Origin of the sequence: Lactobacillus isalae (genome assembly GCF_947539375.1) — a bacterium.
In the GTDB taxonomy this organism is placed as follows: domain Bacteria; phylum Bacillota; class Bacilli; order Lactobacillales; family Lactobacillaceae; genus Lactobacillus; species Lactobacillus isalae.
Genome location: NZ_OX443569.1, coordinates 42,978 through 69,084 on the forward strand (window position 1 = coordinate 42,978; position 26,107 = coordinate 69,084).

23 protein-coding genes are annotated in these 26,107 nt (G+C 33.1%); 22 read left to right on the forward strand and 1 reads right to left on the reverse strand.

Going from position 1 to position 26,107, the window contains the following annotated elements; all coding sequences use genetic code 11:
• The first annotated feature begins 104 nt into the window (after positions 1-104).
• From QM512_RS00255 to QM512_RS00295, 9 genes are all read left to right on the forward strand, one after another.
• Entirely contained in the window at positions 105-1,067 is a 963-nt protein-coding gene (locus tag QM512_RS00255) for an ABC transporter ATP-binding protein (protein ID WP_282805569.1), read from the forward strand.
• The gene (locus QM512_RS00260) at positions 1,051-1,878 is read left to right on the forward strand and encodes an ABC transporter permease (RefSeq protein WP_282805570.1); all 828 of its coding nucleotides are present in this window, start codon (positions 1,051-1,053) and stop codon (positions 1,876-1,878) included. The genes QM512_RS00255 and QM512_RS00260 overlap by 17 nt, the downstream gene beginning before the upstream one ends.
• A 4-nt stretch (positions 1,879-1,882) precedes the next feature.
• Positions 1,883-2,659 (forward strand): ABC transporter permease, encoded by a 777-nt coding sequence (locus QM512_RS00265; RefSeq protein ID WP_282805571.1) that lies wholly within the window; start codon positions 1,883-1,885, stop codon positions 2,657-2,659.
• Positions 2,640-3,401 carry a hypothetical protein gene (locus tag QM512_RS00270; protein ID WP_282805572.1) on the forward strand — a complete coding sequence of 254 codons (762 nt, stop codon included), beginning with the start codon at positions 2,640-2,642 and terminating at the stop codon, positions 3,399-3,401. Before QM512_RS00265 ends, QM512_RS00270 begins: the two co-directional genes overlap by 20 nt.
• A complete protein-coding gene (locus QM512_RS00275) occupies positions 3,379-4,305 on the forward strand; it encodes a hypothetical protein (protein ID WP_282805573.1) in 927 nt (308 codons plus the stop codon). Before QM512_RS00270 ends, QM512_RS00275 begins: the two co-directional genes overlap by 23 nt.
• A complete protein-coding gene (gene cyaB, locus QM512_RS00280) occupies positions 4,306-4,848 on the forward strand; it encodes a class IV adenylate cyclase (protein WP_282805574.1) in 543 nt (180 codons plus the stop codon).
• Complete coding sequence (locus QM512_RS00285) at positions 4,838-5,584, forward strand: HhH-GDP family DNA glycosylase (protein ID WP_282806431.1); 747 nt, start codon at positions 4,838-4,840, stop codon at positions 5,582-5,584. The genes cyaB and QM512_RS00285 overlap by 11 nt, the downstream gene beginning before the upstream one ends.
• An 18-nt stretch (positions 5,585-5,602) precedes the next feature.
• Positions 5,603-6,052: a bis(5'-nucleosyl)-tetraphosphatase gene (locus QM512_RS00290; protein ID WP_282805575.1), complete on the forward strand. Its 450-nt coding sequence runs from the start codon at positions 5,603-5,605 to the stop codon at positions 6,050-6,052.
• A 609-nt stretch (positions 6,053-6,661) separates the two neighbouring features.
• Positions 6,662-7,849: a CoA transferase gene (locus tag QM512_RS00295; RefSeq protein ID WP_282805576.1), complete on the forward strand. Its 1,188-nt coding sequence runs from the start codon at positions 6,662-6,664 to the stop codon at positions 7,847-7,849.
• Positions 7,850-7,907: 58 nt separating this feature from the next.
• On the opposite strand, the gene abc-f is transcribed toward QM512_RS00295, so the two are convergent.
• On the reverse strand, positions 7,908-9,839 hold the full coding sequence (gene abc-f / locus QM512_RS00300) for a ribosomal protection-like ABC-F family protein (RefSeq protein ID WP_282805577.1): 1,932 nt from the start codon (positions 9,837-9,839) through the stop codon (positions 7,908-7,910).
• Between the two features lie 167 nt (positions 9,840-10,006).
• On the opposite strand from abc-f, the gene QM512_RS00305 reads away from it, so the two are divergent.
• The 13 genes from QM512_RS00305 (at position 10,007) to mutL (ending at position 26,102) form a co-directional block, all read left to right on the forward strand.
• A complete protein-coding gene (locus QM512_RS00305; RefSeq protein WP_282805578.1) occupies positions 10,007-10,651 on the forward strand; it encodes a redox-sensing transcriptional repressor Rex in 645 nt (214 codons plus the stop codon).
• Between the two features lie 138 nt (positions 10,652-10,789).
• Positions 10,790-11,356 carry an LOG family protein gene (locus QM512_RS00310; RefSeq protein WP_282805579.1) on the forward strand — a complete coding sequence of 189 codons (567 nt, stop codon included), beginning with the start codon at positions 10,790-10,792 and terminating at the stop codon, positions 11,354-11,356.
• Positions 11,357-11,433: 77 nt separating this feature from the next.
• Positions 11,434-12,144: a GntR family transcriptional regulator gene (locus tag QM512_RS00315; protein WP_282805580.1), complete on the forward strand. Its 711-nt coding sequence runs from the start codon at positions 11,434-11,436 to the stop codon at positions 12,142-12,144.
• 114 nt (positions 12,145-12,258) lie between these two features.
• A complete protein-coding gene (locus QM512_RS00320; protein WP_282805581.1) occupies positions 12,259-13,659 on the forward strand; it encodes a PTS sugar transporter subunit IIC in 1,401 nt (466 codons plus the stop codon).
• An 11-nt stretch (positions 13,660-13,670) separates the two neighbouring features.
• Positions 13,671-15,212, forward strand: coding sequence for a sialate O-acetylesterase (locus tag QM512_RS00325; RefSeq protein WP_282805582.1), 1,542 nt, complete (start codon positions 13,671-13,673; stop codon positions 15,210-15,212).
• Positions 15,213-15,524 (forward strand): PTS sugar transporter subunit IIB, encoded by a 312-nt coding sequence (locus QM512_RS00330; protein ID WP_282805583.1) that lies wholly within the window; start codon positions 15,213-15,215, stop codon positions 15,522-15,524.
• A gap of 160 nt (positions 15,525-15,684) precedes the next feature.
• Positions 15,685-16,143 carry a LytTR family DNA-binding domain-containing protein gene (locus QM512_RS00335; RefSeq protein ID WP_282805584.1) on the forward strand — a complete coding sequence of 153 codons (459 nt, stop codon included), beginning with the start codon at positions 15,685-15,687 and terminating at the stop codon, positions 16,141-16,143.
• Entirely contained in the window at positions 16,140-16,898 is a 759-nt protein-coding gene (locus tag QM512_RS00340) for a LiaF transmembrane domain-containing protein (RefSeq protein WP_282805585.1), read from the forward strand. Before QM512_RS00335 ends, QM512_RS00340 begins: the two co-directional genes overlap by 4 nt.
• 609 nt (positions 16,899-17,507) lie before the next feature.
• Positions 17,508-17,792: a co-chaperone GroES gene (gene groES / locus QM512_RS00345; protein WP_282805586.1), complete on the forward strand. Its 285-nt coding sequence runs from the start codon at positions 17,508-17,510 to the stop codon at positions 17,790-17,792.
• Positions 17,793-17,823: 31 nt separating this feature from the next.
• The gene (groL, locus tag QM512_RS00350) at positions 17,824-19,455 is read left to right on the forward strand and encodes a chaperonin GroEL (protein WP_282805587.1); all 1,632 of its coding nucleotides are present in this window, start codon (positions 17,824-17,826) and stop codon (positions 19,453-19,455) included.
• 270 nt (positions 19,456-19,725) lie between these two features.
• Positions 19,726-21,489: an ABC transporter ATP-binding protein gene (locus QM512_RS00355; RefSeq protein ID WP_282805588.1), complete on the forward strand. Its 1,764-nt coding sequence runs from the start codon at positions 19,726-19,728 to the stop codon at positions 21,487-21,489.
• 141 nt (positions 21,490-21,630) lie between these two features.
• Complete coding sequence (gene mutS, locus QM512_RS00360; protein WP_282805589.1) at positions 21,631-24,204, forward strand: DNA mismatch repair protein MutS; 2,574 nt, start codon at positions 21,631-21,633, stop codon at positions 24,202-24,204.
• Positions 24,205-24,209: 5 nt separating this feature from the next.
• Positions 24,210-26,102 (forward strand): DNA mismatch repair endonuclease MutL, encoded by a 1,893-nt coding sequence (mutL, locus tag QM512_RS00365; RefSeq protein WP_282805590.1) that lies wholly within the window; start codon positions 24,210-24,212, stop codon positions 26,100-26,102.
• Positions 26,103-26,107: the final 5 nt, after the last annotated feature.

The window sequence follows — 26,107 nt, forward strand, 5'->3', positions numbered from 1 at the left end:
GATAATATTGAAGATGAAATTTTTAGTAAAGGAGTAAAAAGATGGATTGGTGGACAACATTACCTATTATTACAGCATAGAAAATAGAAAGTGGAAAAATTACTATGGATGAGCTAATAGAAGTGCATAATATTTACAAAGTATTTCATACAAAAAATAGTGATAAAACCGCAATTAATGGAATATCTTTTACGATAAAATCTGGAGAAATTGTAGGATATATCGGAATGAATGGCGCAGGAAAAAGTACAATGATTAAAATAATGTGTGGAATTTTGACGCCAAGTAAGGGAGAAGTAAAGATTGATGGTATTATTCCATATGAGTCTAGAATACGAAACGCAAAAAATATAGGAGCAGTTTTTGGTCAACGTAGTCAATTATGGTGGGATTTACCAGTGATTGATAGTTTTAAGCTATTAAAAAGTTTATATAAAATTTCGAATCGTGAATTTGCTAGAATATTAAACTATTTTGATGATTTATTTGGCATTTCTAATTTATACAATTCTTTAGTTAGAACATTGTCATTAGGAGAAAGAATGAAGGCTGATATCGTGGCCAGTATGCTTCATAATCCCAAAATATTATTTTTAGATGAACCGACAATTGGATTAGATTTTCAGGCAAAAAATAAAATGAGGGAGGCAATTTTAGATATAAATAAAAGGTATGGTACAACAATTATACTGACAACGCATGATTTAAACGATATTGAGACTTTATGCAAAAGAATTTTAATTATAAATTCTGGCAAAAAAATATACGATAATTCTATGGAAAAGCTTAAGACAAAATATGGAAATTATAAATTGTTAGAATTTAGTAATTTAACTGATTGTAAATTTAATAAGCTTATTTCTATATTAAACAAAAACAAAATATCAGTTAGTGTGGCAGAAAGAAACAAAGTAAAAGAGATTATTTTAAAAAAAGATCAAACGAATTTTGCTAAAGTGATGGAAATAATAGGAGAAATTGATGATTCGCTCAATGTAGAATTAAGAAACTATCCTACGGAAGAAATTATAGAGAGAGTCTATAAAGATAATGAAACTAAAAAATAAAATGTCTTCCATAAAAAGTTATTATTTTTTTTCCTTAGCTGAATTAAAACAAAATTACTTAGCTTATAAATCTCGGTTTATGTTATGGGTATTTGCAAATACGATTGTATTATTAGTCCAGTTATTTTTATGGTTAGCAATATATAATAATGCTTCTACTGCAACCATTAACGGATTCTCTAAAATGGAAATTTTAAATTATTGCATTATATCTAAAATAATTGAGGCATTTACCTATGTATCTTTTGAAGCTAAAGTTGCCAAAGATTTGGATAATGGAAATATTACTATGAATCTTATAAAACCAATAAATTATAGAGTAGAACTTTTTTTTCGGGCATTTGGAAGTATATTGGGATCTATTGTTTTATTTGTTCCCGTATATGTATTAATTTGGCTTATAGTAAATAAGTTTAAAGTTTATTTTTGTGGATTACAAAGTTTGCTTTTTTTTATAAGTCTTATCAATGCATTCCTTTTAAATTATTTTATTTGTTTAATATGTTCTAGCTTTCTAATAAAGACTATAAAATCTAAAGGGATATATTTCTTAAAGTTAACTATTATTAATTTTTTGTCGGGTGCATTTTTTCCATTAGCTTTCTTGCCTTTTAAGGTACATCAAATAATAAATTTTTTGCCATTTATTCAATTAAGATCAGTTCCAATTGAGATATTCATGAGGCGCATTATTGGAAAAGAAATTTTTATCAACTTTTTTATATCAATTTTTTGGATCTTTATTTTTTATCAACTAAGTAGTTATTTGTGGAATAGACAGTTAAAAAAACTGGAATCTTTTGGTGGGTAATCTAATGAAAAAAATGTTTTATTTGACTAAGTATAACTTTAAAATTTTTATTACACATAAAATTGATTTTTTTCTTAATGTACTGAATATATTTATAAATCAGATAGTAACGTTAACTTTTATATATATCACAATTAAAAACTTACCTAGTTTAAATGGATGGAAAATAAATGAGTTAGTTTTAATTTATGGATTATATTTAATAAATAAGGGATCTGCTGATTTTTTTTCCGCTGGAATATATAACTTAGAAGAATATATTCAGGAAGGATTTTTAGATTCGTTAATGATTAGACCTTGTCCAATTCTATTACAGATATTTTCTACGCAATTTGATTTTTTCCAATTAATAAATATCTTTTTAGGCTGGGGACTGATAAGTTATTATTTTTTGTTAGACATAAAAAAATTTAATATTTATGCCGTACTGATTATTTTGTTGTATCAGTTTATATCTGTATTATGTATTTTTTTTCTAAAAGTAATGACAATGTCAATAGCTTTTTGGACACAAACTGGGTATCCAGTAACTAGTTCAATTGATAATTTGTCAGCGTTTGCTAAATATCCCTTGGATATATATAACACATTTATAAGTTCTTTTCTTACTTTTATTTTTCCGTATGCATTTATTTCATTTTATCCAGCAATATTAATTCTTAATAAAAGCAACAATAAAAAAATTTTATTGTTAACCATGATGATTACCGTATCAGTAATTATTATTTCATCAATAGTTTGGAAAGTGGGGCTAAAACGTTATGAAAGCAGTGGACACTGACAGGATAACATTAATTAAGGAAATGAAAGATTTTTCTTTTAAGCAAGATAATAAAAAGATAGAGAAGTTATGTTATGACTTGCTTGGTAAAGAAAACATCATATTAATTCATTATATAGGTAGTATTGCCTATCATTTAAAGTCTAATTCGGGTGATTACGATGTTATGGTAATTACTAAAAAACATGTTAATTTAAAAAATGTTTCTAGAAGTGATAATAGTTTTCAGCTTGTGTGTCTGAAAAATTTGAAATTTATTTCTAAACTTGATCTATTTGTTGTTGATTTTGAAAATGCTATTAAAATTCATAATTTAAGAAGTGATACGAGTAGCTATATAAGAAATTTTATTGATAGCACATTAAGCTTAAATGATACACTTATTTTTGAAAATGAAAATTTCAAAAGAGAACTGCAAATTTATAAAAATTTGAACATTGAAAGTAAAATTGTTCCATATTATAAACATATAATTAGATATTACAAAAAACTCATATATGTAGTTTCACCGGGGAAATTTAGAAAACATGAACATCATATTTTTAGATTTTTAGATAATTTTTCTTACTTTTTGAAAAATGGTTATTATTCTCATGTTGCGTATGGAGAGCATTTTAATATAATGCTAGATTTTAAATATTCATCACAAAAAGAATATCAATATTATTTACCTTTACTAGAAGAAGCTTTAAGTAAACTGGAAAAGATGGTGAATAACTATGCAAGAAATACAAAAAATTGATAAAATTATATCTATAATTTTAAAGACAGTAAATATAGAGTACTTTCAAAAAGTTTTAATGAATTATAAACCACGTGAGCTTGTCTATACTTCTTTTGATGGAGATTATATGCATTATATTTTAGATATGCATAAATTCTGTATGCGAAAAAATTTAATCCCATTAAATCCTGAATCTGCGTTAGGATATTATGTTTCTACTATTAGTCACGGAGGAAGTAAAATTCCAGTTATGCTAGATTGTATATCACTGGCATTATTATGTGAAAACTTTTTCGTATTTAATCCTAAAAACAAGAAAATGCCAGAGGGAGTAATAGCAGAAATAATATATTGGAACAAGGTTCATAACAAAAATATTGATATTTATGATTTTTTTGATGGATGTTTTGCAGCAAAAGAATTTTCTCATAAAATTATATCTAATCAAAATTTGAAAGAAATAAAATTGAATCCAGAAAACAAGACTCAAATAAAAAATAGACTTTTGAGTTTAATAGACAGAGAAAAAATAAAATATGGGTATACTGTAGCTAGTTTTTATAATTTTAAACATATAGATTGGGTTCGTGCTTTTTGTTATTCTAATAATATTTGTCCTGTTTCGCCACAGAGTATATTAGAAAATAGTTTATATCGTATGATGTATTCGAATAATTTGCAATATTTATATGATAGAATAACTTTGTTAAAAAAGACAGATCGTCTATATTTTTTTACTAATATTAATAATATAGATGAAGAAATAAAAAAATTAGATTATTTTTCTAAATTGGAGTTATTGTACTGGTATTTTAATAAAGATAGAAAAAATATAAAAATTGTAAATTGGGCTGACATTGATGTTCCTAAATATAAGCGAAAAGACTGGGCTATTACTGATTCGGAAAGAGTTGGGAGATAAATGTTTGAGGTAGAAAAGAAATATAGAATTAAAAATTTAACATCTTTTATTGAAAATTGTAAAAAGAACAAAATAGTTTTTTTAGAAAAATATATTGAAATAGATAAAATTTTTGTAAATAGTGAGATAAAGGACTTTAATTTTAAGAAGGGAACTGCCGTTACTCGAATAAGAAAAGTAGAGGGAAAAGATAATTTTATTACTTTAAAGCGAAAGTTAAGTGACGTTAATTCTTTAGAATTGGAAACTAAGATAGAAGATATCGCGGTAATGGAAAAAATATTATATGAATTGGGATTACATGAATTAGTTACAGTACATAAGACTAGACAGAAATCGCAGTTAGAAAATATAAATATTTGTTTAGATAATGTGGATAAGATAGGTTGGTTTGTAGAGTTAGAAATATTGATTAATAATAAAAAGAATGTTTTGGAAGCACAACAAAAAATTGACAATTTGGCTGCTCAATTAGAATTATATAAAGATAACATTGAAACTAGAAAATATGATGTATTAGTATTTGAAAAAAATGATAGATAATAACTTAAAAAAACAATTAGAGCATTTAAATGAAATATATAAATCAGGTCACTGGGGAAGTGATATGCCAGAGGATACACGTCCTCAAAATTTAGATCCTAATTCTGAAGTAAATGCTATTTTTTATACATTGCCAACTGCTTTAGACTATCAACGAAATTCTAATACCTTGTGGAAAAGTGCTACCGCTACTTTTGAAGATAATGAGACTAATTTTGTATTTAATCCACAAGACGTGGTAAATAAAGATTTTACTGAAGTACAGGCAGCTTTAACTAAATATAGTTTGGCTTTGCAGAAAAATAAGCAGACACAAATTTGGATTAAACTTTGTCAGACTTTAGATAATAATTTCAATGGAAAAGTAACTGATTTTTTTGCTTATTTTGACAATGATATTAAAAAAGTTCGTCATTATATGCAGGTAGAGAAGAAAAAGGATTTTCCATACCTGTCTGGTAAAAAATTATGTAATTACTGGTTGTATGTGATGTATCTGTATACAAATCTGCCTTTGATTAATACTGATAAAATTTATATTGCTACAGATCGTCATATTATTAGAGCTACGCATAAACTTGGGCTGATTACAGATGAAGAATTAGAAAGTACAAAAGTACAGGATTATGTAATAAAAGCTTGGATTGAAGCGATAAAGGGTACCAATTATATACCTATTGATTTTCAATCTGCCCTTTGGTTATGGGCAAGGAATGGGTTTAAAGAAGAATTGTAATATTAAAGAGAGAACATCATGAAACATGAACATTCAGCAGGCGCGATTATCTGGCGCAAGCAAAATAACGAAATCCAATATTTATTAATTCAAAGTCAGCCTTATAAGCAATTTAAGAGTGCATGGGCTTTTTCAAAAGGACATCTTGAAGCAGGAGAAACAGCGCAAGAAGCTGCAAAACGAGAAATTTTTGAAGAAGTAGGTTTAAAGCCTGAATTTAATTTTGATTTTGGTGAAAGTTATTCATATCAAGTTACTTCAGAAATTGAAAAGACTGTAACTTTATTTTTAGCAAAATACAATCCTGATCAGAAAATAAAACATCAAGAAAGTGAAATTAGGCAGACTGCTTGGCTAAACTATGAAGATGCGCAAAAAAGAATTAGAGAGCAAAACTTTAAGGAATTTAGTTTTGAAGATTTATCTTTGATTTTAGCAAAAGCCAATACTTATTTAGTTAACTATTAGGAATAAAAGGTGTCTCCCCCCCTTAATTTATTTCTATTTTTTAGTTTTGAAGTAACTGCATAAGAAAATTCAAAAGTAGACAATAACTAAAAGAAATTATATAATAGCAAAAGCAAAGGAGTTAGTGACTGCTACTCACTAACTCCAATCGTAACTTAAGTATGACTGTGTTGCTAGCTAATCCTTGTGATTAGCTTTTTTTTATTATTGCGTAAGCTTTTGCAATACGTATGGCACAAGTACCAAGAGCACCTAAGATAATGCTTACTGCAATAGCAAAAGAAATCACTTGGCAGTCTAACTCTCCAGTCTACCCAATTATGCATAAGCTTCCACCGCCGTAACTTAAACTATTTGAGGGGTGTGTAGCCATGCTAAAAAGTCACTAAGTTCTAACAGGAGCTACCTGTTATATTGAACCTAACGTTATTCTACAAAAAAATTTTTGTATAAGATACACCAGTAGGAAGAAAAGGACTACTTCTACTGAATTATTTACTTTAAATCTTGACAAGTTCAAAGCCGTCGATATCAAATGGCTTTTTATTTCGCATATTTTTATCTAAAATAAGACTTGAATACAGTTAAAACAAGAAAGTGTACATAAAAATGTCAGAACCAAATTATGCAAAGCTAGAAGCAAGTAATCCTCATTTAGATAAGGATAAGCCATATCCATTAGCAGGGATCTTAGTTGTGGACTTCACTCATGTCTTGTCAGGTCCAACTTGTACAAGAATGCTTGCCGATGCAGGTGCACGAGTAATCCACATTGAGAGAAAAACCGGGGATGATACCCGACACATGGGACCATACATTGCGGATGGTTCAAGTGAATATTTCAGAATCTGCAATGCAGGAAAAGAATCAATTGCCTTAGATTTGAAAGATCCAAAAGATCATGCTTTAGTCGAAAACATGATTGCTAAGGCTGATATAGTTGTAGAAAACTTCCGTCCAGGTGTTATGGCGCGTTTAGGTTTTGCTCCAGAAGAAATGGTGAAAAAGTATCCTAAATTAATTTTTGCATCTGTTTCTGGATTTGGACAATATGGCCCTTGGTCAAAACAAGCAGCTTATGACACAATTATTCAAGCTGTTTCTGGTTTGATGGATGCTACAGGTGAACCAAACGGCAAGCCAACACGTGTTGGAACTTCAGTTTCTGATGTTGTTGCTGGAATTATGGGATATAGTGCAATTACCACTGCCTTAGTAGCAAGAGAGCGAACAGGAAAGGGTACAACTGTAGATGTTTCGATGCTAGATTCTACCTTCTCTTTAATGGTGCAAGACCTAATGATTGCTCTTGGGCCACATGAAGTACCACACAGAATTGGCAATCGTCATCCTGATATGTATCCGTTTGATACTTTTGATTGTCAAGATCAGCCAATTGCCATTTGTTGTGGAAATGATCATTTATGGGGATTATTATCTAATGCATTAGGGCATGAAGAATGGATTAATCAAGCAGATTTTAAGACAAATGATTTGCGTGAGAAAAACTGGCAAGAAGTTAAGAATGCGATGCAAGCTGTGCTTAAAACTAGGACTGCCGCAGAATGGGATGAAATTTTGCATAAAGCAGGGGTGCCAGCTGGCTTAGTTTTGAATGTGGATAAGACTAGACGCCTTGATCAAATTATTGAGCGCGGGATGGTTAAGACGCTACCCGATGGTAATGAAGTTTTAGGTTCGCCACTTAAATATGGAACTTGGAATTCATATGGTTTACAAAAAGATGCACCAAAACTAGACGAACAAGGTGAGCAGATTCGTAAGGAATTTGAATAAAAATAAACATGAAAAAAGATCAAGATTTTCTATTTTTTGAGAATCTTGATCTTTTACTTTATTCAAATTCATCTAGTGCTTCTAAGGCATTTTCCCAGTCATTATTTGCCTGGTCCAATTGCTCTTGAACAGCAGATAATTTTTCTTGTAGTGGTCCAAGCTTTTCAAATGAAGCGGCAATATCTGGATTTGCCATTTCAGTTTGGATTTCTTGTTCTTCTGCCTCTAATTTTTCAATTCTAGCCTCGGCATCGCTAACTGCACGTTCTAGTTTTCTCTTTTGAGAATCGCGTGCCTTTTGTTCTTGGTAAGATAGTTTACCTTTATTTTGACTAGCCGATGAAGTAGTTTCAGTTTCTGCTTTTTGTGCTTCCGCTTCTTGAGCAGCTGCAGCTTGCTTAGCCTTTTCATCTAAATAGTAAGAATAATTACCATTATAGATCTTAGCATGACCGTCGCGAACAGAAATAATCTTGTTAGCTAATTCATTAATGAAATAACGGTCGTGAGAAACAAAGAGCAGGGTGCCGTCGTAATTATCTAAAGCTTCTTCAAGCACTTCTTTAGCTTCAATATCTAAGTGGTTGGTAGGTTCGTCCATTAATAAGAAATTGTCTTTTTCAAGAGACAAAACAGTTAGAGTAAGTCGAGCTTTTTGACCACCAGATAATTGACCAACTGTTTTATCAATATCTTCGGCAGTGAATAAGAAAGAAGCCAAAATAGAGCGAACGTCTTTTTCAGGCATTGTCTTGTGACGGTCCCAAATCGTATCAAGAACGGTTTTTGAAGGATCTAAACTTTGGAGTTCTTGGTCATAATAACCAATGTCTAAACTTGCGCCATATTTAATTGAACCATCTTTTGGTTTTAGCTTTTTCATAATGGTTTTGAGTAGGGTAGACTTACCAATTCCGTTAGGTCCGATAATAGCAACACGGTCATTCTTATTAACTTGGAAGTCAATATCAGAAACCATTACTTTATCAGGATAGCCGATAGTCAGATCCTTAGCGATTAGTACTTCTTTTCCAGAAGGACGTTCGCTAGTGAAGTTAATACGAACTTTTTGTTTATGCTTAGGTGGCTTAATTCGCTCCATCTTGTCTAAAACCTTACGTCTACTTTGAGCACGTTTAGTAGTTGAAGCACGAACTAAGTTCTTTTGGATGAATTCTTCTTCTTTTTTGATCTTTTCTTGTTGCTTTTCATAAGCAGCTTCTTGCTGGCTATCCATCAATTCACGTTCTTTAACGTATTGGCTGTAATTACCCTTGAAAGTAGTCAGCTTGCCAAAGTTTAATTCAAAAATTTGATTAGCTAAGTGATCTAAGAAGTACTGGTCGTGAGAAACAGTAATAATTGCGCCTTGATAGTTTTTCAAGAATGCTTCTAACCAATCTAAAGTGTCTAAGTCAAGGTAGTTAGTAGGCTCGTCAAGTAATAATACTGGTGGCTTTTGCAAAAGCAATTTAACAAAAGCAAGTCTCGTCTTTTCACCGCCAGAAAGGGTGCCAATTACCTTATTCCAAGTATTTTCCTTAAAATTAAATCCGTTAAGAATACTCTTAATTTCAGCTTGGTAGGTAAAGCCGCCTTCTTGTTCAAAGTTGTAAGCTAATTGATCATAACGCTTGAGCAAGTCTTCATCTTCTGGATGGTCGGCAATTTGCTCTTGCATTTTGGTGATTTTTTTATTTTTTTCAATTAAATCATTAAAAACAGTAAGCATTTCATCCCAGATTGTTTTGTCTTCATCGAGACCATTTTCCTGGGCGATGTAGCCGACTTTTAATCCCTTATTAATAGTAAATTGACCACTCGTTGGTTCTTGTTGACCAGTCATGATCTTTAATAAGGTAGTTTTCCCAGCTCCGTTAGGTCCGACAAGACCGATTCTGGCATTGTCAGGAACCGAGAAAGAAATGTTACTGAAGATAGTATTGCCTCCAAAACGTTGTTCGAGGTCTTGAGCTTGTGCAATAATCATAATTATTTTTCTCCTAGTGCTTATTTTAACATAGTGAATGTTTTAAATTTTATGAAAATATTATCTTTGTGAAAATTGTTTCTTGATTTATCCTTAAAGAATGCCTATTATTAGTTTGATTAGTAAATATTTCACATTCGTATTTTATAAAAGAAAGAGGCCTCTTAATGGATGAAATTAAGATTCCTAAGGCTACTGCTAGACGCTTGCCACTGTATTATCGCTATTTGATCTTTTTAAATGATGAAGGAAAAGAAAAAGTTTCTTCAACTGAACTTGCTGAAGCAGTTCAAGTTGACAGTGCTTCAATTCGTCGTGATTTTTCTTACTTTGGTGCCTTAGGTAAGCGTGGCTACGGGTATGATGTTAAGAACTTGCTTAATTTCTTTAAAAAGATTTTGAACCAAGATACTTTAACTAACGTTGCCTTAGTAGGTGTTGGTAATATGGGACATGCGCTTTTGAATTACAACTTCAAGCGTACTAATAATATCAGAATTAGCGCCGCTTTTGACATTAATCCTGAAATTACTGGAACAATTATGTCAGGTGTGCCAGTTTATGATATGAGTGAAATGAAGAAACAGCTTCGTGAACAACAAATTACGATTGCAATCCTTTGTGTACCGCAAACGGCAGCGCAAAAGACTGCAAATGAAATGTTTGATGCTGGTATAAAAGGGATTATGAACTTTACGCCGCTTCGTTTATCTGCACCTTCAAGCGTCCGTGTTCAAAATGTCGACTTGGCAACCGAACTTCAAACCTTGATTTACTTTTTAGACTCAGATAAAGGTAAGAACAAAAAATAATTTACTATTAATATGAGTTTTGCACAAGCTTAGTTAGGCTTGTGCATTTTTCGTACTCTTTTATTTGTAATCAGATAGGAAATAATTTTAAGATAGATGAGCATAGAATTTTTTTAGTTTAGAAATAAGGTAGATAAAATGATTAAAAAGATTGCAGTTTATTGTGGCGCACGGTCAGGTAATCGTCCTGAATACGCAAAGGCTGCTTATGGATTTGGTCAAAAAATGGCAGACCACCAGATTGAGCTAGTCTATGGTGGCGGTAAGTTTGGTTTGATGCGAGCAGTTGCGGACGGCGTTTTAGAAAATGGTGGTATTGTTCACGGCATTATTACTGAAGAATTAAAAGATCGTGGAGCAGCTTATGAAAAGGTACAAGATTTTCGTGTAGTTCCAAGTATGGATAAGCGAAAAGATACGATGATGAACTTGGCTGATGGGATGGTTGCTCTTCCTGGCAGTATTGGTACTTTAGAGGAAATAAGTCAGGCTATTTCCTGGACTGCTATTGGCGATAATGCTAAACCAGTTGCTTTTTATAATTATGCTGGCTTTTATAATTATTTAGATAAGTTGCTGAAGCGTATGAACCAGGATGATTTTTTAGAAAATATCTATTTAAATGCTGTCTATTTTGAAACTGATTTTGATAAAATTTTGCGGTTTATGGAAAATTATCAGGCTCCTGCTTATCGCAAGTACTAATTAGACAAGTGACGAAACTATTATTTCATGCTAGAATCAAGTTAGATTTGTTATAACAAATTAGGTGGTGAGTAGAAGTGAAAGAAATTCCGAAATATTTGTTAATTGCAGATAAGATTAAGCATGAGATAAAAACCGGAGAATATAATCCTAACGATCAATTACCAAAAGAGTTTGATTTAGCAAATGCGTATAACGTAAGTAGAATCACAATTCGTAATGCTTTGAGCGAACTAGAAAGACAAGATTTAATTTATCGTATACAAGGTGCTGGTACGTTTGTAAAAGATACTGAAATTTCTAGTGCGGTTAACTCAGATAGGTTAGAATTAATTAACTTAAAGAAATATAAGCTAAAAGTAACAGATTTTGAAGTCGGTCAAGTTAATGAAAAAATTACTAAGGCTCTAGAACTTCAGCCTTACGATATTGTTTATACAGTTAGAAGAGCTGCTTTGAATAAGCAAGATGTTGTTGCTTTTCAAAAAATTTGCATTCCTGCTAAGATAATTCAAGGAATGAATATGGAAATGCTTGAAAGTTCAATTTATCCTTTAATTAGCCAAAAAATTGGTCTTAACCCTAAAAAAGCAGTTCGTGATATTTCCTTAGTACATGCAGATAATGACTTAGTTAATAAAAATAAAGTTCAAGACAAGGTTGAAGATAAGGAGCCTTTATTAAAGTGGCTACAAAAATCTTATTTAGAAAATGGCAAACCTTTTGAATGGAATGAGACATATTATCGTATTAGTAAGTTTTCAATCAAAGAAGCAATAATCTTATAAAGACAATCATTTAAAATTGATTGTCTTTTTTTGTTATATCAACTATTGATTTGTTATAACAAATGTACTAATATAAAAATGTAAGCGATTTCTATAAAGGGAAGAGGAAAAAAGATGAAAGACTTTACTAAATCATCTGGATGGAAAAAGTTTCAAAACGGCTTTGTCAGAGTCGCTGGAAAAATTTCTGGAAATAGGTTGTTGTTAACCTTACGTGATACGTTTGTTCTTGTTGCAGCCACAACTATGATTGCAGGTTTTGCAATTATGATTCAAAACGTAATTATTGATCCAATGAATGGACTGATCTTTGGTAAACAAGGTTTAGGATTAGGAAAACTAATCGCAGGCTCATGGAGTAGTTGGGAACAAAGCGGTTTTTATAACGGTTTAAAGACAATTGCTAATTTAATTGCCTTAGTTTCTAATGGTACTTTAAATATTTTTGCTTTATTGCTAGTAGTCATTTTCTCATATGAAGTTTCAAGAAAATTCTTTACGGATAAAGCGGAGCACATGACTGATGTTTTGTTTGGATTAGGTGCTTTCTTCATTTGTATTCCTTGGAATTTTCAATATGCGATTCCTAACACTAAGAAAACGGTCAATGTTTTAAACTATATTGATACTCAATATTTAGGGACTCAAGGTGTGTTTGCTGCTATTTTAATTAGTGGATTTGCAGTTTGGATCTATAACAAGATTGCTCAAAAGAATATTACGATTAAATTGCCAGATTCCGTTCCACCAGCAGTTGCACAAAGTTTTTCTTCATTAATTCCTGGTTCAATTACTTTAGGTATTTTTATTGTGTTAACTGGAATTAGTACTGCATGTACTGGAAAAACAATGCCTGCTTTGTTCTTATCAGTTTTACAGGCTCCAGCATTAGCAATTTCAAGAACAGGTGCGTTTGCTTTTGTTTCTCAATTTACTTGGAGCTTACTTCAATGGTTTGGTATTCACCCAAGTTCAATTTGGGGCGCAATCTTTGGAATGACCTGGACGATTAATGACACCCAAAATATGTTGGGACAAGCTCACCATATTTTTTCAACTTTATTCATGAATTTCTCAACTATTGCTGCTGGTACTTTTTCACTTTCACCAGTTCTAGCAATTTTGATCGCTTCGAAACGTGTTGGTGCTAGAAAGATTACTAAGATTGCATTGTTACCAGCAATCTTTAATATTTCTGAACCAATTACTTTTGGTTTACCAATTGTTTTGAATCCAATTTACTTTATTCCATTTGTTTTGTCTCAACCAATCGGTTTCTATATTGGTTTGTTCTTCACCAAAATTGGTTTTATTGCACCAATTGTAAATAATGTCCCATGGACTGTGCCAACGCTTTTATCAGGCCTGCTTTATACTGGGAATATTCGCGGTGTGATTGTTCAAGCAATTTGTCTAACTGTTACAACGCTACTTTATATTCCTTTCGTAAAAATTGACAACAAATTAAACGCAGAGAGAATTGCCATGGACGAGATGGATCGGGCTAATTCTTAAGAGGAAAAACTATGAAACTTAATCAAAATTTATTAGCAGACATTTTTCAAGACGGGATGGTTTTTCCACGCAATAAAGATTTTAAAGTTGGTGGATATATTGACCCTAATCAAGCAGTAGAAGTTGAATTTGATCAAAAAAATTATTTAACTAAGAGTGATGCTCATGGTATGTGGCAAGTTATTTTGACAGCAGTGAGTGAAACATCTGTAAAAAAATTAATTGTTAAAAGTAATAATGAAAGTCAGACAATTTCTGATATAAAATTTGGACGTGTATATTTATTAGGTGGTCAATCTAATATTGAATATCGATTAAAGGATGAAGAGCATTATCAAAAAATATCTTCCGATTTAAAGTCAGGAAAATATCCGAATTTGTATTATTACAACGTTCCTCAAGTTGACTATATTAATTCTAAAACCGGTGAAGTAAAACCTAAGAATTTACAGCTAGAAAGTTGGCATCATATTAATGAAAATAATGCTGGAATGGTTTCAGCAATTGGATTTTATATGATGATGGCTTTGCGGGAAAGTGGTATTAAAGAACCTCTTGCAGTTGTAGATTGCTTTAAGGGCGGAACGTCAGCTAGTGTCTGGATTAAAGAAGCAGATTTAGCAGGTGAAACTGAATTAAAAAAGGCTTTTTTAGATAAGTATTATGAAACAATTGCAGGCAAAAGCTGGGAAGATTTTGACCGTGAAACTAAAGCGTATAATCTAACAGTAGAAAAGCATAATCAAGATCTGGCTAAGTATCTAAAAATGCATCCTGATACAAGTTTAAGCACAGCTAAAAATATCGTTGGACATACCCCTTGGCCACCACCATATCGTCCAGATTTGTATACTAGACCAAGTGGTTTAAATGAAACAATGCTTAAGCAAATTGAATTTGGCGTATTTAATCAAATGATCTGGTATCAAGGAGAAAACGATACAGATCGAGCAAAATATTATGATAAACTTTTGCCTCTTTTACTTCATACTTGGCGTCAAACTATACATGATCCATCGTTACCAGTTAAACTAATTCAATTACCGGGATATGCAGATTATCCAGGTGATTCAGGAGCTAAAATTCGTCAAACGCAATTACAAGTTGCACGCACAATTCCACAAGTTGATTTAATATCATTTATTGATGGCGGAGAAGAGCATAATATTCATCCTACTAATAAAAAAATTATGGGGATGCGATTAGGTAAAATCGTTGCTGGCAATGATTATGCTGGAACTCCTTATGTGAATAAGATGGAAGTTCAAAGTAAAGGTGAAAAATATAGATTAATTTTTAATGTTGTTCGTTGTCAAAGGCTACATTTAGAAAAAGAGACATATCTAAAGATTAGTTATTTTGATAAAAAAGTTGAACAAATAAAGTTAAGTAGTGATAATTTTCAGAAGAATAAGCTGATTATTGATTTAGATGAATTACCTCAAGAAGTAAGTTATGCATATGAAAATTATTCTCATCATATTGGTCTATATAATGAACTAAATTATCCACTTTCTCCTTTTAGAATTAATTGTGTAAAGAAGGCATTATAAATGAAAAAGATTTTACTTTCTTGTGCTGGCGGTTTTTCAACATCACTTTTAGTTAATAAGATGAAGGAAGCTGCTAAAGCAGAAGGAAAAGAATATGAAATTAAAGCTGTTGCAGCAGCTCAAGTAGAAGATATTATTGAAAAAGATGCACCAGATTGTATTTTGATTGGACCACAAATTAAGTATATGGAAGATCAACTTAAGTCTGATGCTAATAAGCATCATATCCCATTAGAAGCTATTGGTATGCAAGATTATGGCACAATGAATGGTAAAAATGTAATTGCTCAAGCTGAGCGATTACTGGGATAAAGCTTAAAAGAAGTATGAAACAAGATTCCCCCTCTTGATTCATACTTCTTTTTTTGACCGCTTAGAACTTTAAAATGACCACTTGGTTACTTTCACTAGATTTTAATCTTACATCCATGTTTAATATAATTATCGAAAATGAAACAAGGAAGTGAGAATTGTGAAAGTTAAGCTTGAACTTGATCCAGATCAAAAAGAATCCGAGGTAACCATTCATGCTAGGCAACTAACACCAGAAATAGAAAGAATTTATCATCAACTTCAAGCGGATTCAGATCATCCTGATCAAATTGAAGGGATGATGGACCATACTTCCTATTATTTAAGTATTAACGATATTCTCTTTTTTGAAACAGATGCTAAGCAAGTAATGGCGCATACAACTAGGAATGCATATTTTGTTAAGTACAAATTGTATGAACTAGAAAACTTATTAAGTGGACAATTCATGCGAGTATCGAAATCGACAATTTTAAATTTAGATCAAATTTATGCTGTTACTAAGTCGATTTCTAATTGTCAGATTAAGTTTCATGATTCGTATAAAACTGTCTATGTTTCTAGAAGATATTACCGAGATTTGAACGAGAGATTAAAAGAGAGAAGGGCATTATCATGAGAAAGGCCAGTTTTGGAAGAGTTCTTTGGGGATTAGGCTTGCTTGCGGCAGCTGCATTTTTAGTTTTAGATCAGCTCCACTTGATGCCACTAGAATTAGGCTTTTGGGCAATTTTTTGGACGGTAGTTTTTGGAGCAACTTTGATTACATCATTAGTTAATAAAAGTTTAGGAGGCAGTATTTTTTCAATTGCATTCTTATTAATTATTTATGCAAAACCACTTCATATTGAACAGATTGTTCCTTGGACAGTGCTTTTAGCTGCATTTTTAATTTGGGGAGGGCTGAGACTGATTTTCAAAAAAAGCTGGAAGCCGACTGTGATTATCAATGGCGAGAAGGTTGACGCTAATTGGTCAGACTTGAAGGCTCCACATAAGTTTAAGGCTGAGCATGTTTTTTCGGACACAACTAGTTCAGATAGTGGTGACAATATTGTAATTAGTGAAAAGATGTCTTCTACTGCACGTTATGTTCATTCACAACATTTAGAAACGGTGACTGTGAATGTTTCAATGGGGGATGTTGATGTATATCTTGATTCAGCTAAGCCTGCTGGGGATGAAGTAATTGCTAATATTAATATGTCGATGGGAGATCTGAATTTCTATATTCCAACTTCTTGGCGAGTTGATAATCGACTTGAACGGAAATTTGTCGATTTCACTATTGATGGTGATCAACCAACAAATGGTCCAATACTAGTGCTTCAAGGACGTGCTAATATGGGAGATATTACCGTTAAAAGAGTTTAGAATAGAACTCTAATTTGAAGTAAAAATTAATTTGCTGTAAAATACTTGTAGTAAACAAATACTTGTAGTACATAAAAAGAGAGCTACTGGGAATAGCTCTCTAAAGTACAAGCCGCTAAAAGTGCGGTGGTAAAGATTAATTGCAAACTAAAAAGTCGCTATCAAACTCGACCAAAAGTTATGGAGCGGCTTTTTTTTGTTTGCTCTATTTTTTCTTCCACAAATCGTGGAAAGCCTTTATCAGTCGTTTTACAGCTTTTGCTAACTCCGTTAAATCTTTTGCAAGTTTTATTAAAACAAGAACAAGACAATCCAAGAGACTGACTAAAGCAATGACAGTGCCAAGTAAGGCCACCATCAAGCAAAGTGTACTTCCTTTCAGCAAGAATCAAGGCAATAGGTGTTACACCATTGGCATCATCTCCTCAAACAAATATCTAAGTAAATTAGCACTTTTTAGCACTCGAGTAAGAAAAGTGCTAATTTTTACGTCTAAATACTTGCTTTTCTTTTATAAACAATGTACTATCGTAATTGTAAGTTAGCACTTATGATATATGAGTGCTAAGTAATGTAATTATAGATTAAATATGTACAGGAGGGACTAACGTGTTACAACCAATTGGTGATCGCGTGATCGTTAAAGTTAAAGACGAAGAAGAAGAAAAAGTTGGAGGCATTGTCCTGGCTTCTAACGCTAAAGAAAAGCCTCAAATGGGCGAAATCATTGCTGTAGGAACTGGTAAGCGCAACGCAAACGGCGACTTAATTCCTATGTCAGTTGAAAAAGGTGAAACAGTATTCTTTGATAAATACTCTGGCACTAACTTGAAGTACGAAGGCGAAAAGTATTTAGTACTTCGTGAAAGCGACTTATTAGCTGTCGTTAAGTAATTAAATTTGAAATAAAAGGTGGCATATAAATATGGCTAAAGACATTAAATTTTCTGAAAATGCAAGACACTCACTATTAAAGGGTGTTGATAAATTAGCAGACACTGTTAAGACAACTTTGGGACCTAAGGGTAGAAACGTTGTTTTGGAAAAGAGTTATGGTGCTCCTGACATTACTAACGATGGTGTTACTATTGCTAAGAGTATTGACTTAGAAGATCACTTTGAAAACATGGGTGCAAAGCTTGTTTCTGAAGCTGCACAAAAGACTAACGATATTGCTGGTGACGGTACTACTACTGCTACTGTTTTAACTCAAGCTATCGTTCGTGAAGGTATGAAGAACGTTACTGCTGGTGCAAACCCTGTTGGTATTCGCCGTGGTATTGAAACTGCTACTAAGGCAGCTGTTGATGAATTGCACAAGATTAGTCACAAGGTAAGTACTAAAGACGAAATTGCCCAAGTTGCTTCTGTTTCATCTGCTTCAACTGAAGTTGGTAACTTAATTGCAGATGCAATGGAAAAAGTTGGTCACGATGGTGTTATCACTATTGAAGAATCAAAGGGTATTGATACTGAACTTTCAGTAGTTGAAGGTATGCAATTCGATCGTGGTTACTTATCACAATACATGGTAACTGATAATGATAAGATGGAAGCAGACTTAGACAATCCTTACATCTTAATTACTGACAAGAAGATTTCTAACATTCAAGACATTTTGCCATTATTACAAGAAATTGTTCAACAAGGTAAGAGCTTGTTAATCATTGCTGACGATGTTGATGGTGAAGCTCTACCAACTCTTGTTTTGAACAAGATTCGTGGTACTTTCAATGTTGTTGCTGTTAAGGCTCCTGGCTTTGGTGATCGTCGTAAGGCAATGCTTGAAGATATTGCTATCTTAACTGGTGGTACAGTAATTTCTTCAGACTTAGGTCTTGAATTAAAAGACACTAAGATTGATCAATTAGGTAAGGCTGGCAAGGTTACTGTAACTAAGGATTCAACTACTATTGTTGAAGGTGCTGGCTCTAAAGAAGCTATTGAAGAGCGTGTTGACCAAATCAAGAAGCAAATTGCTGATACTACTTCAGACTTTGACCGTGAGAAGTTACAAGAACGTCTTGCTAAACTTGCTGGTGGTGTTGCTGTTATCAAGGTTGGTGCTGCTACTGAAACTGAATTAAAGGAAAGAAAGTACAGAATCGAAGATGCCTTGAATGCAACCCGTGCCGCTGTTGAAGAAGGTTACGTTGCTGGTGGTGGTACTGCATTAGTTGATGTTATGAAGTCCATCCAAGGCACTGTTAAGGGTGACAGCGAAGACGCAGAAACTGGTGTTAAGATTGTTATGAAAGCTTTAGGCGCTCCTGTACGTCAAATTGCTGAAAACGCTGGTAAAGATGGTGCTGTTATCTTAGACCACTTAGAACATGAAGACCCAGAAGTTGGTTACAATGCTGCAACTAACAAGTGGGAAAACATGGTTAAGGCTGGTATCATCGACCCAACTAAGGTAACTCGTTCAGCACTTCAAAATGCTGCTTCAATTGCTGCATTATTGTTAACTACTGAAGCCGTTGTTGCTGACGCTCCAGAAGATGACAAGAACCAAGCTCCTGCAGCTCCAAACCCAGGTATGGGTATGGGAATGTAATTTAGAATTTAGTTACATTTAATAATTAAATAGACTAAAAACATCTCGTAATTTAATTGATTACGAGATGTTTTTTTGCATAAATTATTAAATGATTAATTTTAAAATAAGTTTATATGATATAATTTAATAAAAATATTATATTTAGGAGGATGAAAAGATGATTACGGTAGTATCAGACGCACATCAAAATATACAAATCACTAGATAATAGATGAACGGAAAATAATTAAATTTCATTTTGTTAAATCCGTTCATCGAGGAGGCAAAATGAAACATTTACAAAAATTAAACCAATACTTCAAAGAATTAACTAGAACTTATCGTCTGTTCTTCAAATCAGCCCCTTTAGTTGCCACGTGTGTCTTATTACTTGCGCCGCTTCAAGCAGTAATTCCTCTACTTGCTGTGGCAGCGGGGCAAAAGGTAATTGATCAAGTTACTAATCATTCACCATTTATGGAAATGATCATTGTCTGGATTGTAGCTACTGCGTTTCAACAATTTTTACCATCCCTTTCGACAATGGTTCAAGGAGTTCTAACTGATAAATTAACAGGTTTTATCAATATTAGCTTGATGAAAAAATCGGCGGACTTACAATCGATCAGTATTTTTGATGACAGTAAGTATTTTGACGATTTACAAATGCTCAGAGATGATGCAAGCTGGCGTCCAGTTAATTTAATTGTTTTTGGTGTATCGGTTTTGCAATCATTTCTAACGCTAGCTTTTATGTTAATTTATCTGGCACGATACAATTGGTGGCTAGCTTTGCTTTTATTAGTAGTCATGGTACCACAAAGTATTTCTTACTATCGTATCCAACAACAGTCATTTGAAACAATGGTTGAAAGAAGCAAGAACGCTAGGTATTTGCACTACTACAGTGGACTATTGCTTGATCGCAGGGATGCTAAAGAAGTTAGACTTTTTAATATGTTTCAAAAGATCATTGAAAAGTATATAAGCTTATTTGAACAAACTAAAAGAGATGTTAATCAAATTCGTAAAAAGCAACTTGCGACTAGTTCACTGTTTGTTGTATTAACTGTCGGAGTGTTTGGCTATGGTTTTTATTGGTTTACTAATTCAGTAAGAATAGGTGCATTAGAAGTTGGCGTCTTATTGATGTTTGTTTCAGTGATCGGCTATATTTCTACTAGCATGGCGCGAGTAGTGGAAGATAGTAGTTTGCTATATGACTCATTGTTGTGGATTGAAAAATACTTTAATTTTCTTAAGTATCAAGATAATTTTGAAAATGGTACGCAAAATTTCCCCGATGATTTCGAGAATCTTAACGTTAAGAATTTATCCTTCACTTATCCATTTTCTGATACTGAGATTTTGCACAATGTTAGTTTCTCAGTTAAAAGTGGAGAAAAAGTTGCAATTGTTGGAGAAAATGGGTCGGGAAAGTCTACTTTGGTAAAATTATTAATGCGTTTTTATGACCCGACTAATGGAAAAATTTCTGTTGATAACTATGATTTAAAAGACATTAATATTTTCGACTTGCATAAAAATCTATCAGCTACTTTTCAAGATTTTTCTCGCTTTAAATTAACGCTTAAAGAAAACGTGATTACCGGATATTCATTCAATAAAGATAGGGTAAATAATGTTCTTAAAGCAGCTGGATTAGGTGATTTATTAGTTAATGATCATCTTAATCTGAATACGATGCTGGCTAAGGATTTCGAAAATGGAACTGACTTGTCCGGTGGTCAATGGCAAAAAGTAGCTTTGGCACGAGACTTGTATGCCAATGGGAATATTGAATTTTTAGATGAGCCCACAGCAGCTTTAGATGCTAAGAGCGAAGCGGAAATTTATCAACGCTTTTTGAAAGAAAATGATAAAAAGACGATTTTCTTTGTTACTCACCGCTTGTCAGCAGTTAGATTTGCTGATAAAGTGCTATTTTTAGATAGTGGAAAAATTAGCGGGTTTGATACGCATAATAATTTGTTGCATACTAATCCAAAATATAAAGAAATGTACGACTTACAGAAAGATGCATATCTGTAAGATTAAATTTTGATAAATAATTAAATTCTTCATGCAAGCAGGCATGGAGAATTTTTTTGCGTTTTAACAGTTAAGATTTTTTATCAGTTTTTACGTTATAATAGAACATAGGTTTTTGGAAGAAAGGATATTTGGTAACGAATGGCAAAAAAAGATACGACACCAATGATGAAGCAATACTACGAGATTAAGGAACAATATCCCGATGCGTTTTTGTTTTATCGTGTGGGCGATTTCTATGAATTATTTGAAGATGATGCAATCAAAGGTGCACAAATTCTGGAATTAACCCTAACTCATCGTTCAAACAAAACTAAAAATCCAATTCCAATGGCAGGTGTGCCTCATTTAGCTGTGGATACTTACGTTAATACTTTAGTAGAAAAGGGATATAAAGTAGCGCTTTGTGAACAACTTGAAGACCCAAAGAAAGCTAAAGGGATGGTTAAGCGCGGAATTATTCAGTTAATTACGCCAGGTACCATGATGCAAGAGCGACCTGATCAGGCAAAAGATAGTAACTATTTAACTTCTGTTATCTCCACAAATTCTGGCTTTGGTTTAGCTTATAGTGACTTATCCACTGGGGAAACTTTTTCCACACACTTAGCTGACTTTGAAGGTGTCGCAAACGAATTATTATCCCTCCAAACAAGAGAAGTTGTATATAACGGGCATCTAACTGACGTAAACAAGGACTTTTTAAAGAAGGCTAATATTACTGTTTCTGAACCGGTTGAAGTAGAAGGTGAACATGCAGAAATTTCTTATGTAGCGCAAAACTTAACTGATGACGCAGAAATTAAGGCAACTAAGCAATTAGTAGCCTACTTACTTTCAACGCAAAAGCGCAGCTTAGCCCACTTACAAGTTGCACAAAGCTATGAACCTACGCAATACTTGCAGATGTCTCATACTGTGCAAACAAATTTAGAGTTGATTAAGTCAGCTAAGACTTCTAAGAAGATGGGCTCTTTATTCTGGCTCTTAGATAAAACAAGTACGGCAATGGGAGGCAGATTACTTAAGTCTTGGATTGAACGTCCGCTTTTATCAGTTAGCGAAATTAATCGCCGACAAGAAATGGTTCAAGCGCTTCTTGATGATTATTTCACACGTGAAAAAGTTATCGACAGCTTAAAGGGTGTGTATGATTTAGAAAGATTAACTGGACGAATTGCGTTTGGCTCAGTTAATGCAAGGGAAATGTTGCAATTAGCTCATTCTTTAGGTGCAATTCCGGATATTTTGGAATCTCTGCTTCAAACAAATAATCCACATTTGCAAAACTTTGCTAAGCAAATTGACCCATTAAAGGGAATTCATGATTTGATTATCAACACAATTGTGGATAATCCTCCTCTTCAAACCACAGAAGGTGGCTTAATTAGAGAAGGTGTTTCAGATCAATTGGATCGCTATCGGGATGCCATGAATAACGGTAAAAAATGGCTATCGGAAATGGAAAGTCATGAGCGTGAAGTAACTGGAATTAACAATTTAAAGGTTGGATACAATAAGGTCTTTGGCTACTATATTGAAGTTACGAATTCTAATAAAGATAAAGTGCCAACTGATCGCTACACTAGAAAGCAAACATTAACTAATGCAGAGCGTTATATCACGCCTGACTTAAAGGAACATGAATCATTAATTTTAGAAGCTGAAGCTAAGTCGACTGGTTTAGAATATGACTTATTTGTAAAGCTAAGAGAAGATGTTAAAAAGTATATTCCTGCCTTACAAAAATTGGCTAAGCAAGTTGCTAGTTTAGATGTTTTAACAAATTTTGCGACAGTTAGTGAACAAAATAATTATGTCCGTCCAAGCTTTGCAGTTGATAAACAGGAAATTAATGTGGTTAATGGTCGCCATCCTGTTGTTGAACAAGTTATGACTGCCGGTAGCTATATTCCAAATGATGTAAAGATGGATCAAGATACTGATATTTTCTTGATTACCGGTCCAAACATGTCTGGTAAGTCTACTTATATGCGTCAAATGGCTTTGATTGCAATCATGGCGCAAATTGGTTGTTTTGTGCCAGCAGATAGTGCAACTTTACCAATTTTTGATCAAATCTTTACTCGAATTGGTGCAGCAGATGATTTGATTTCTGGTCAGAGTACTTTTATGGTAGAAATGAGTGAAGCCAATGATGCTTTGCAACATGCTACAAAACGTTCATTAGTTTTATTTGATGAAATTGGACGAGGCACTGCTACTTATGATGGAATGGCCTTAGCTGGAGCAATCGTAAAATATCTTCACGATAAAGTTGGTGCAAAGACGCTTTTTGCGACTCACTACCATGAATTAACTGACTTGGACCAAACATTGAATCACTTAAAGAACATTCACGTAGGAGCAACCGAAGAAAATGGTAAGTTGATTTTCTTGCACAAGATCCTGCCAGGTCCAGCTGATCAATCTTATGGTATCCACGTTGCTCAATTGGCAGGCTTACCCCATAAGGTTTTAAGGGAAGCAACCACGATGCTTAAGAGACTAGAACAGCAGGGAGCGGGAGAGTTACAGCCAGCTAGCGAACAGCTTGATCTCTTTACTGCTGAGAAAGCAAGTGCACCTGCAATTTCAGATGATGAAAAAGATGTCTTGGATGACATTCAAAATGTGTATCTTGCTGATAAAACTCCTTTGCAAGTTATGGAACTTGTAGCTCAGTGGCAGCAAGAGTTGAAAGATAAGGACTAATAATCATGAGTAAAATTCATGAACTTTCACCTGAACTAACTAACCAAATTGCTGCTGGTGAAGTTATTGAACGACCAGCTAGTGTTGTTAAAGAATTGTGTGAAAACTCCCTTGATGCCGGTAGTAGCAGGATTAGAATTGATTTTATTGATGCTGGTTTAAAGCAAATTACAGTTCAAGATAATGGGAGCGGAATTGCAAAAGATCAAATTGATTTAGCTTTTACTCGTCATGCAACAAGTAAGATTGCAACTGAGAGAGACTTGTTCAATATTTCTACCCTAGGATTTCGCGGAGAAGCTTTAGCGTCAATTGCGGCAGTTTCTCATGTTGAAGTAACTACAAGTAGCGATAATTTGGGCGGCATTCGCGCAATTTTTGCTGGAAGCGAGAAAAAATTGCAAGAGGATGCTGCTTCACCAAAGGGAACAAAGATTTCGGTTAGTGATCTATTTTTTAATACACCAGCTAGGCTCAAATATTTACGCTCTGAAAGAACTGAAATTTTAAAGATTGTTGATATTGTTAATCGACTTGCTTTAGGACATCCGAATGTTGCTTTTACTCTAACTAATAACGGTAAAATTTTATTAAAAACCAACGGACGTAATGACTTAAGACAAGATATCGCGAATATCTATGGTCGTCAGCTTGCTGAAAAAATGGACGTACTAAAGGGTAGCAGCCCTGATTTTAAGATCACGGGTTTGATTTCTGATCCTAATACTACACGTTCAAGTAGAAACTTTATTTCTTTATTATTGAATGGCCGTTATATAAAGAATTATCGTTTAACTCAAGCAATTATTGCTGGCTATGGTAGTAAGCTGAGACCGCGCCGCTACCCAATCGCTGTCGTAAAGATTGAACTTGATCCACTGTTAGTGGATGTCAATGTTCACCCGACTAAGCAAGAAGTGCGTTTGTCTAAAGAACAAGAATTAGAGCGTCTATTAACGACTAGCATTTCAGAAGCCTTAGAAGAAAATAGTCAGATTGATTCAGGTTTAGATAATTTATTAACGCCTAAAAAATCAACAAATATTGATCAATTAAAATTTAATTTAAATAAAGATGTCGTTAATACGGCTCGTCCAGTTGAATTTACACCACAAGTTGAAGCTGACAAAAGTGCAGAAGTTCATGAAACAGCTGCTACTTTTGTTAGTTTGGATAAGGTACGGAACGATGATAAATATGTAATTACCCCAACTTGGGATGAAAATGTTAATAAGCAAGTGCAACTGAGTCCATTTGATGAAGAAAAGGATATTCAAGGAAAAGATGATAGCATTATTTCTTCTGGCGATGAAATCTTAGCTAATAATCTTCCTGAATTAACTTACTTAGGACAAACAAAGTCTTATTTAATTGCTCGTCATGACGAAGATCTGTACCTAATTGATCAAATTTCAGCTTATAGACGACTAGCATATGATCAGATTTTTCAAGATTTAAATGGTGAAAACATTTCTCAACAAGGCTTGCTTAGTCCGTTAATTTTAGACTTTAGTAATGTAGACTATTTGAAATTAAAAGAAAATTTGGAAAATCTCCAAGAACTAGGACTATTTTTAGAAGATTTTGGTCAAAATAGTTTGATTTTAAGAACTTATCCACTTTGGCTTCAACCAGATGTAGAAAAGAATGTGCGGATGATTTTAGATTTATATCTAAATCAAAATGGAGAAGATTCTATCAAACTTAAATCCCAGATTGCCGGTGAAATAACAAGAAGACAAAGTTTAAGAAGAATGACGCTAAATCCAATTGAAGCTCAAGAATTATTGAAAAATTTGAGAAATAGTAGCGATCCATATCAGGATTTTGAGGGTAAAATTATCATTGTCCAATTGAGTGAGAATGATCTCAATAAAATGTTTAAAAAAGATGAGTAGGTAAA

Excerpts from the sequence above, each read along its gene's own strand:
- QM512_RS00255 (WP_282805569.1), top strand. The coding sequence starts at position 105 with ATGGATGAGCTAATAGAAGTGCATAATATTTACAAAGTATTTCATACA.
- abc-f (WP_282805577.1), bottom strand. The coding sequence starts at position 9,839 with ATGATTATTGCACAAGCTCAAGACCTCGAACAACGTTTTGGAGGCAAT.
- QM512_RS00310 (WP_282805579.1), top strand. The coding sequence starts at position 10,790 with ATGATTAAAAAGATTGCAGTTTATTGTGGCGCACGGTCAGGTAATCGT.
- QM512_RS00270 (WP_282805572.1), top strand. The coding sequence starts at position 2,640 with ATGAAAGCAGTGGACACTGACAGGATAACATTAATTAAGGAAATGAAA.
- QM512_RS00265 (WP_282805571.1), top strand. The coding sequence starts at position 1,883 with ATGAAAAAAATGTTTTATTTGACTAAGTATAACTTTAAAATTTTTATT.
- QM512_RS00295 (WP_282805576.1), top strand. The coding sequence starts at position 6,662 with ATGTCAGAACCAAATTATGCAAAGCTAGAAGCAAGTAATCCTCATTTA.
- QM512_RS00340 (WP_282805585.1), top strand. The coding sequence starts at position 16,140 with ATGAGAAAGGCCAGTTTTGGAAGAGTTCTTTGGGGATTAGGCTTGCTT.
- QM512_RS00275 (WP_282805573.1), top strand. The coding sequence starts at position 3,379 with ATGCAAGAAATACAAAAAATTGATAAAATTATATCTATAATTTTAAAG.
- QM512_RS00285 (WP_282806431.1), top strand. The coding sequence starts at position 4,838 with ATGATAGATAATAACTTAAAAAAACAATTAGAGCATTTAAATGAAATA.
- QM512_RS00325 (WP_282805582.1), top strand. The coding sequence starts at position 13,671 with ATGAAACTTAATCAAAATTTATTAGCAGACATTTTTCAAGACGGGATG.
- QM512_RS00290 (WP_282805575.1), top strand. The coding sequence starts at position 5,603 with ATGAAACATGAACATTCAGCAGGCGCGATTATCTGGCGCAAGCAAAAT.
- cyaB (WP_282805574.1), top strand. The coding sequence starts at position 4,306 with ATGTTTGAGGTAGAAAAGAAATATAGAATTAAAAATTTAACATCTTTT.
- QM512_RS00305 (WP_282805578.1), top strand. The coding sequence starts at position 10,007 with ATGGATGAAATTAAGATTCCTAAGGCTACTGCTAGACGCTTGCCACTG.
- groL (WP_282805587.1), top strand. The coding sequence starts at position 17,824 with ATGGCTAAAGACATTAAATTTTCTGAAAATGCAAGACACTCACTATTA.
- QM512_RS00320 (WP_282805581.1), top strand. The coding sequence starts at position 12,259 with ATGAAAGACTTTACTAAATCATCTGGATGGAAAAAGTTTCAAAACGGC.
- mutS (WP_282805589.1), top strand. The coding sequence starts at position 21,631 with ATGGCAAAAAAAGATACGACACCAATGATGAAGCAATACTACGAGATT.
- QM512_RS00355 (WP_282805588.1), top strand. The coding sequence starts at position 19,726 with ATGAAACATTTACAAAAATTAAACCAATACTTCAAAGAATTAACTAGA.
- mutL (WP_282805590.1), top strand. The coding sequence starts at position 24,210 with ATGAGTAAAATTCATGAACTTTCACCTGAACTAACTAACCAAATTGCT.
- QM512_RS00260 (WP_282805570.1), top strand. The coding sequence starts at position 1,051 with ATGAAACTAAAAAATAAAATGTCTTCCATAAAAAGTTATTATTTTTTT.
- QM512_RS00330 (WP_282805583.1), top strand. The coding sequence starts at position 15,213 with ATGAAAAAGATTTTACTTTCTTGTGCTGGCGGTTTTTCAACATCACTT.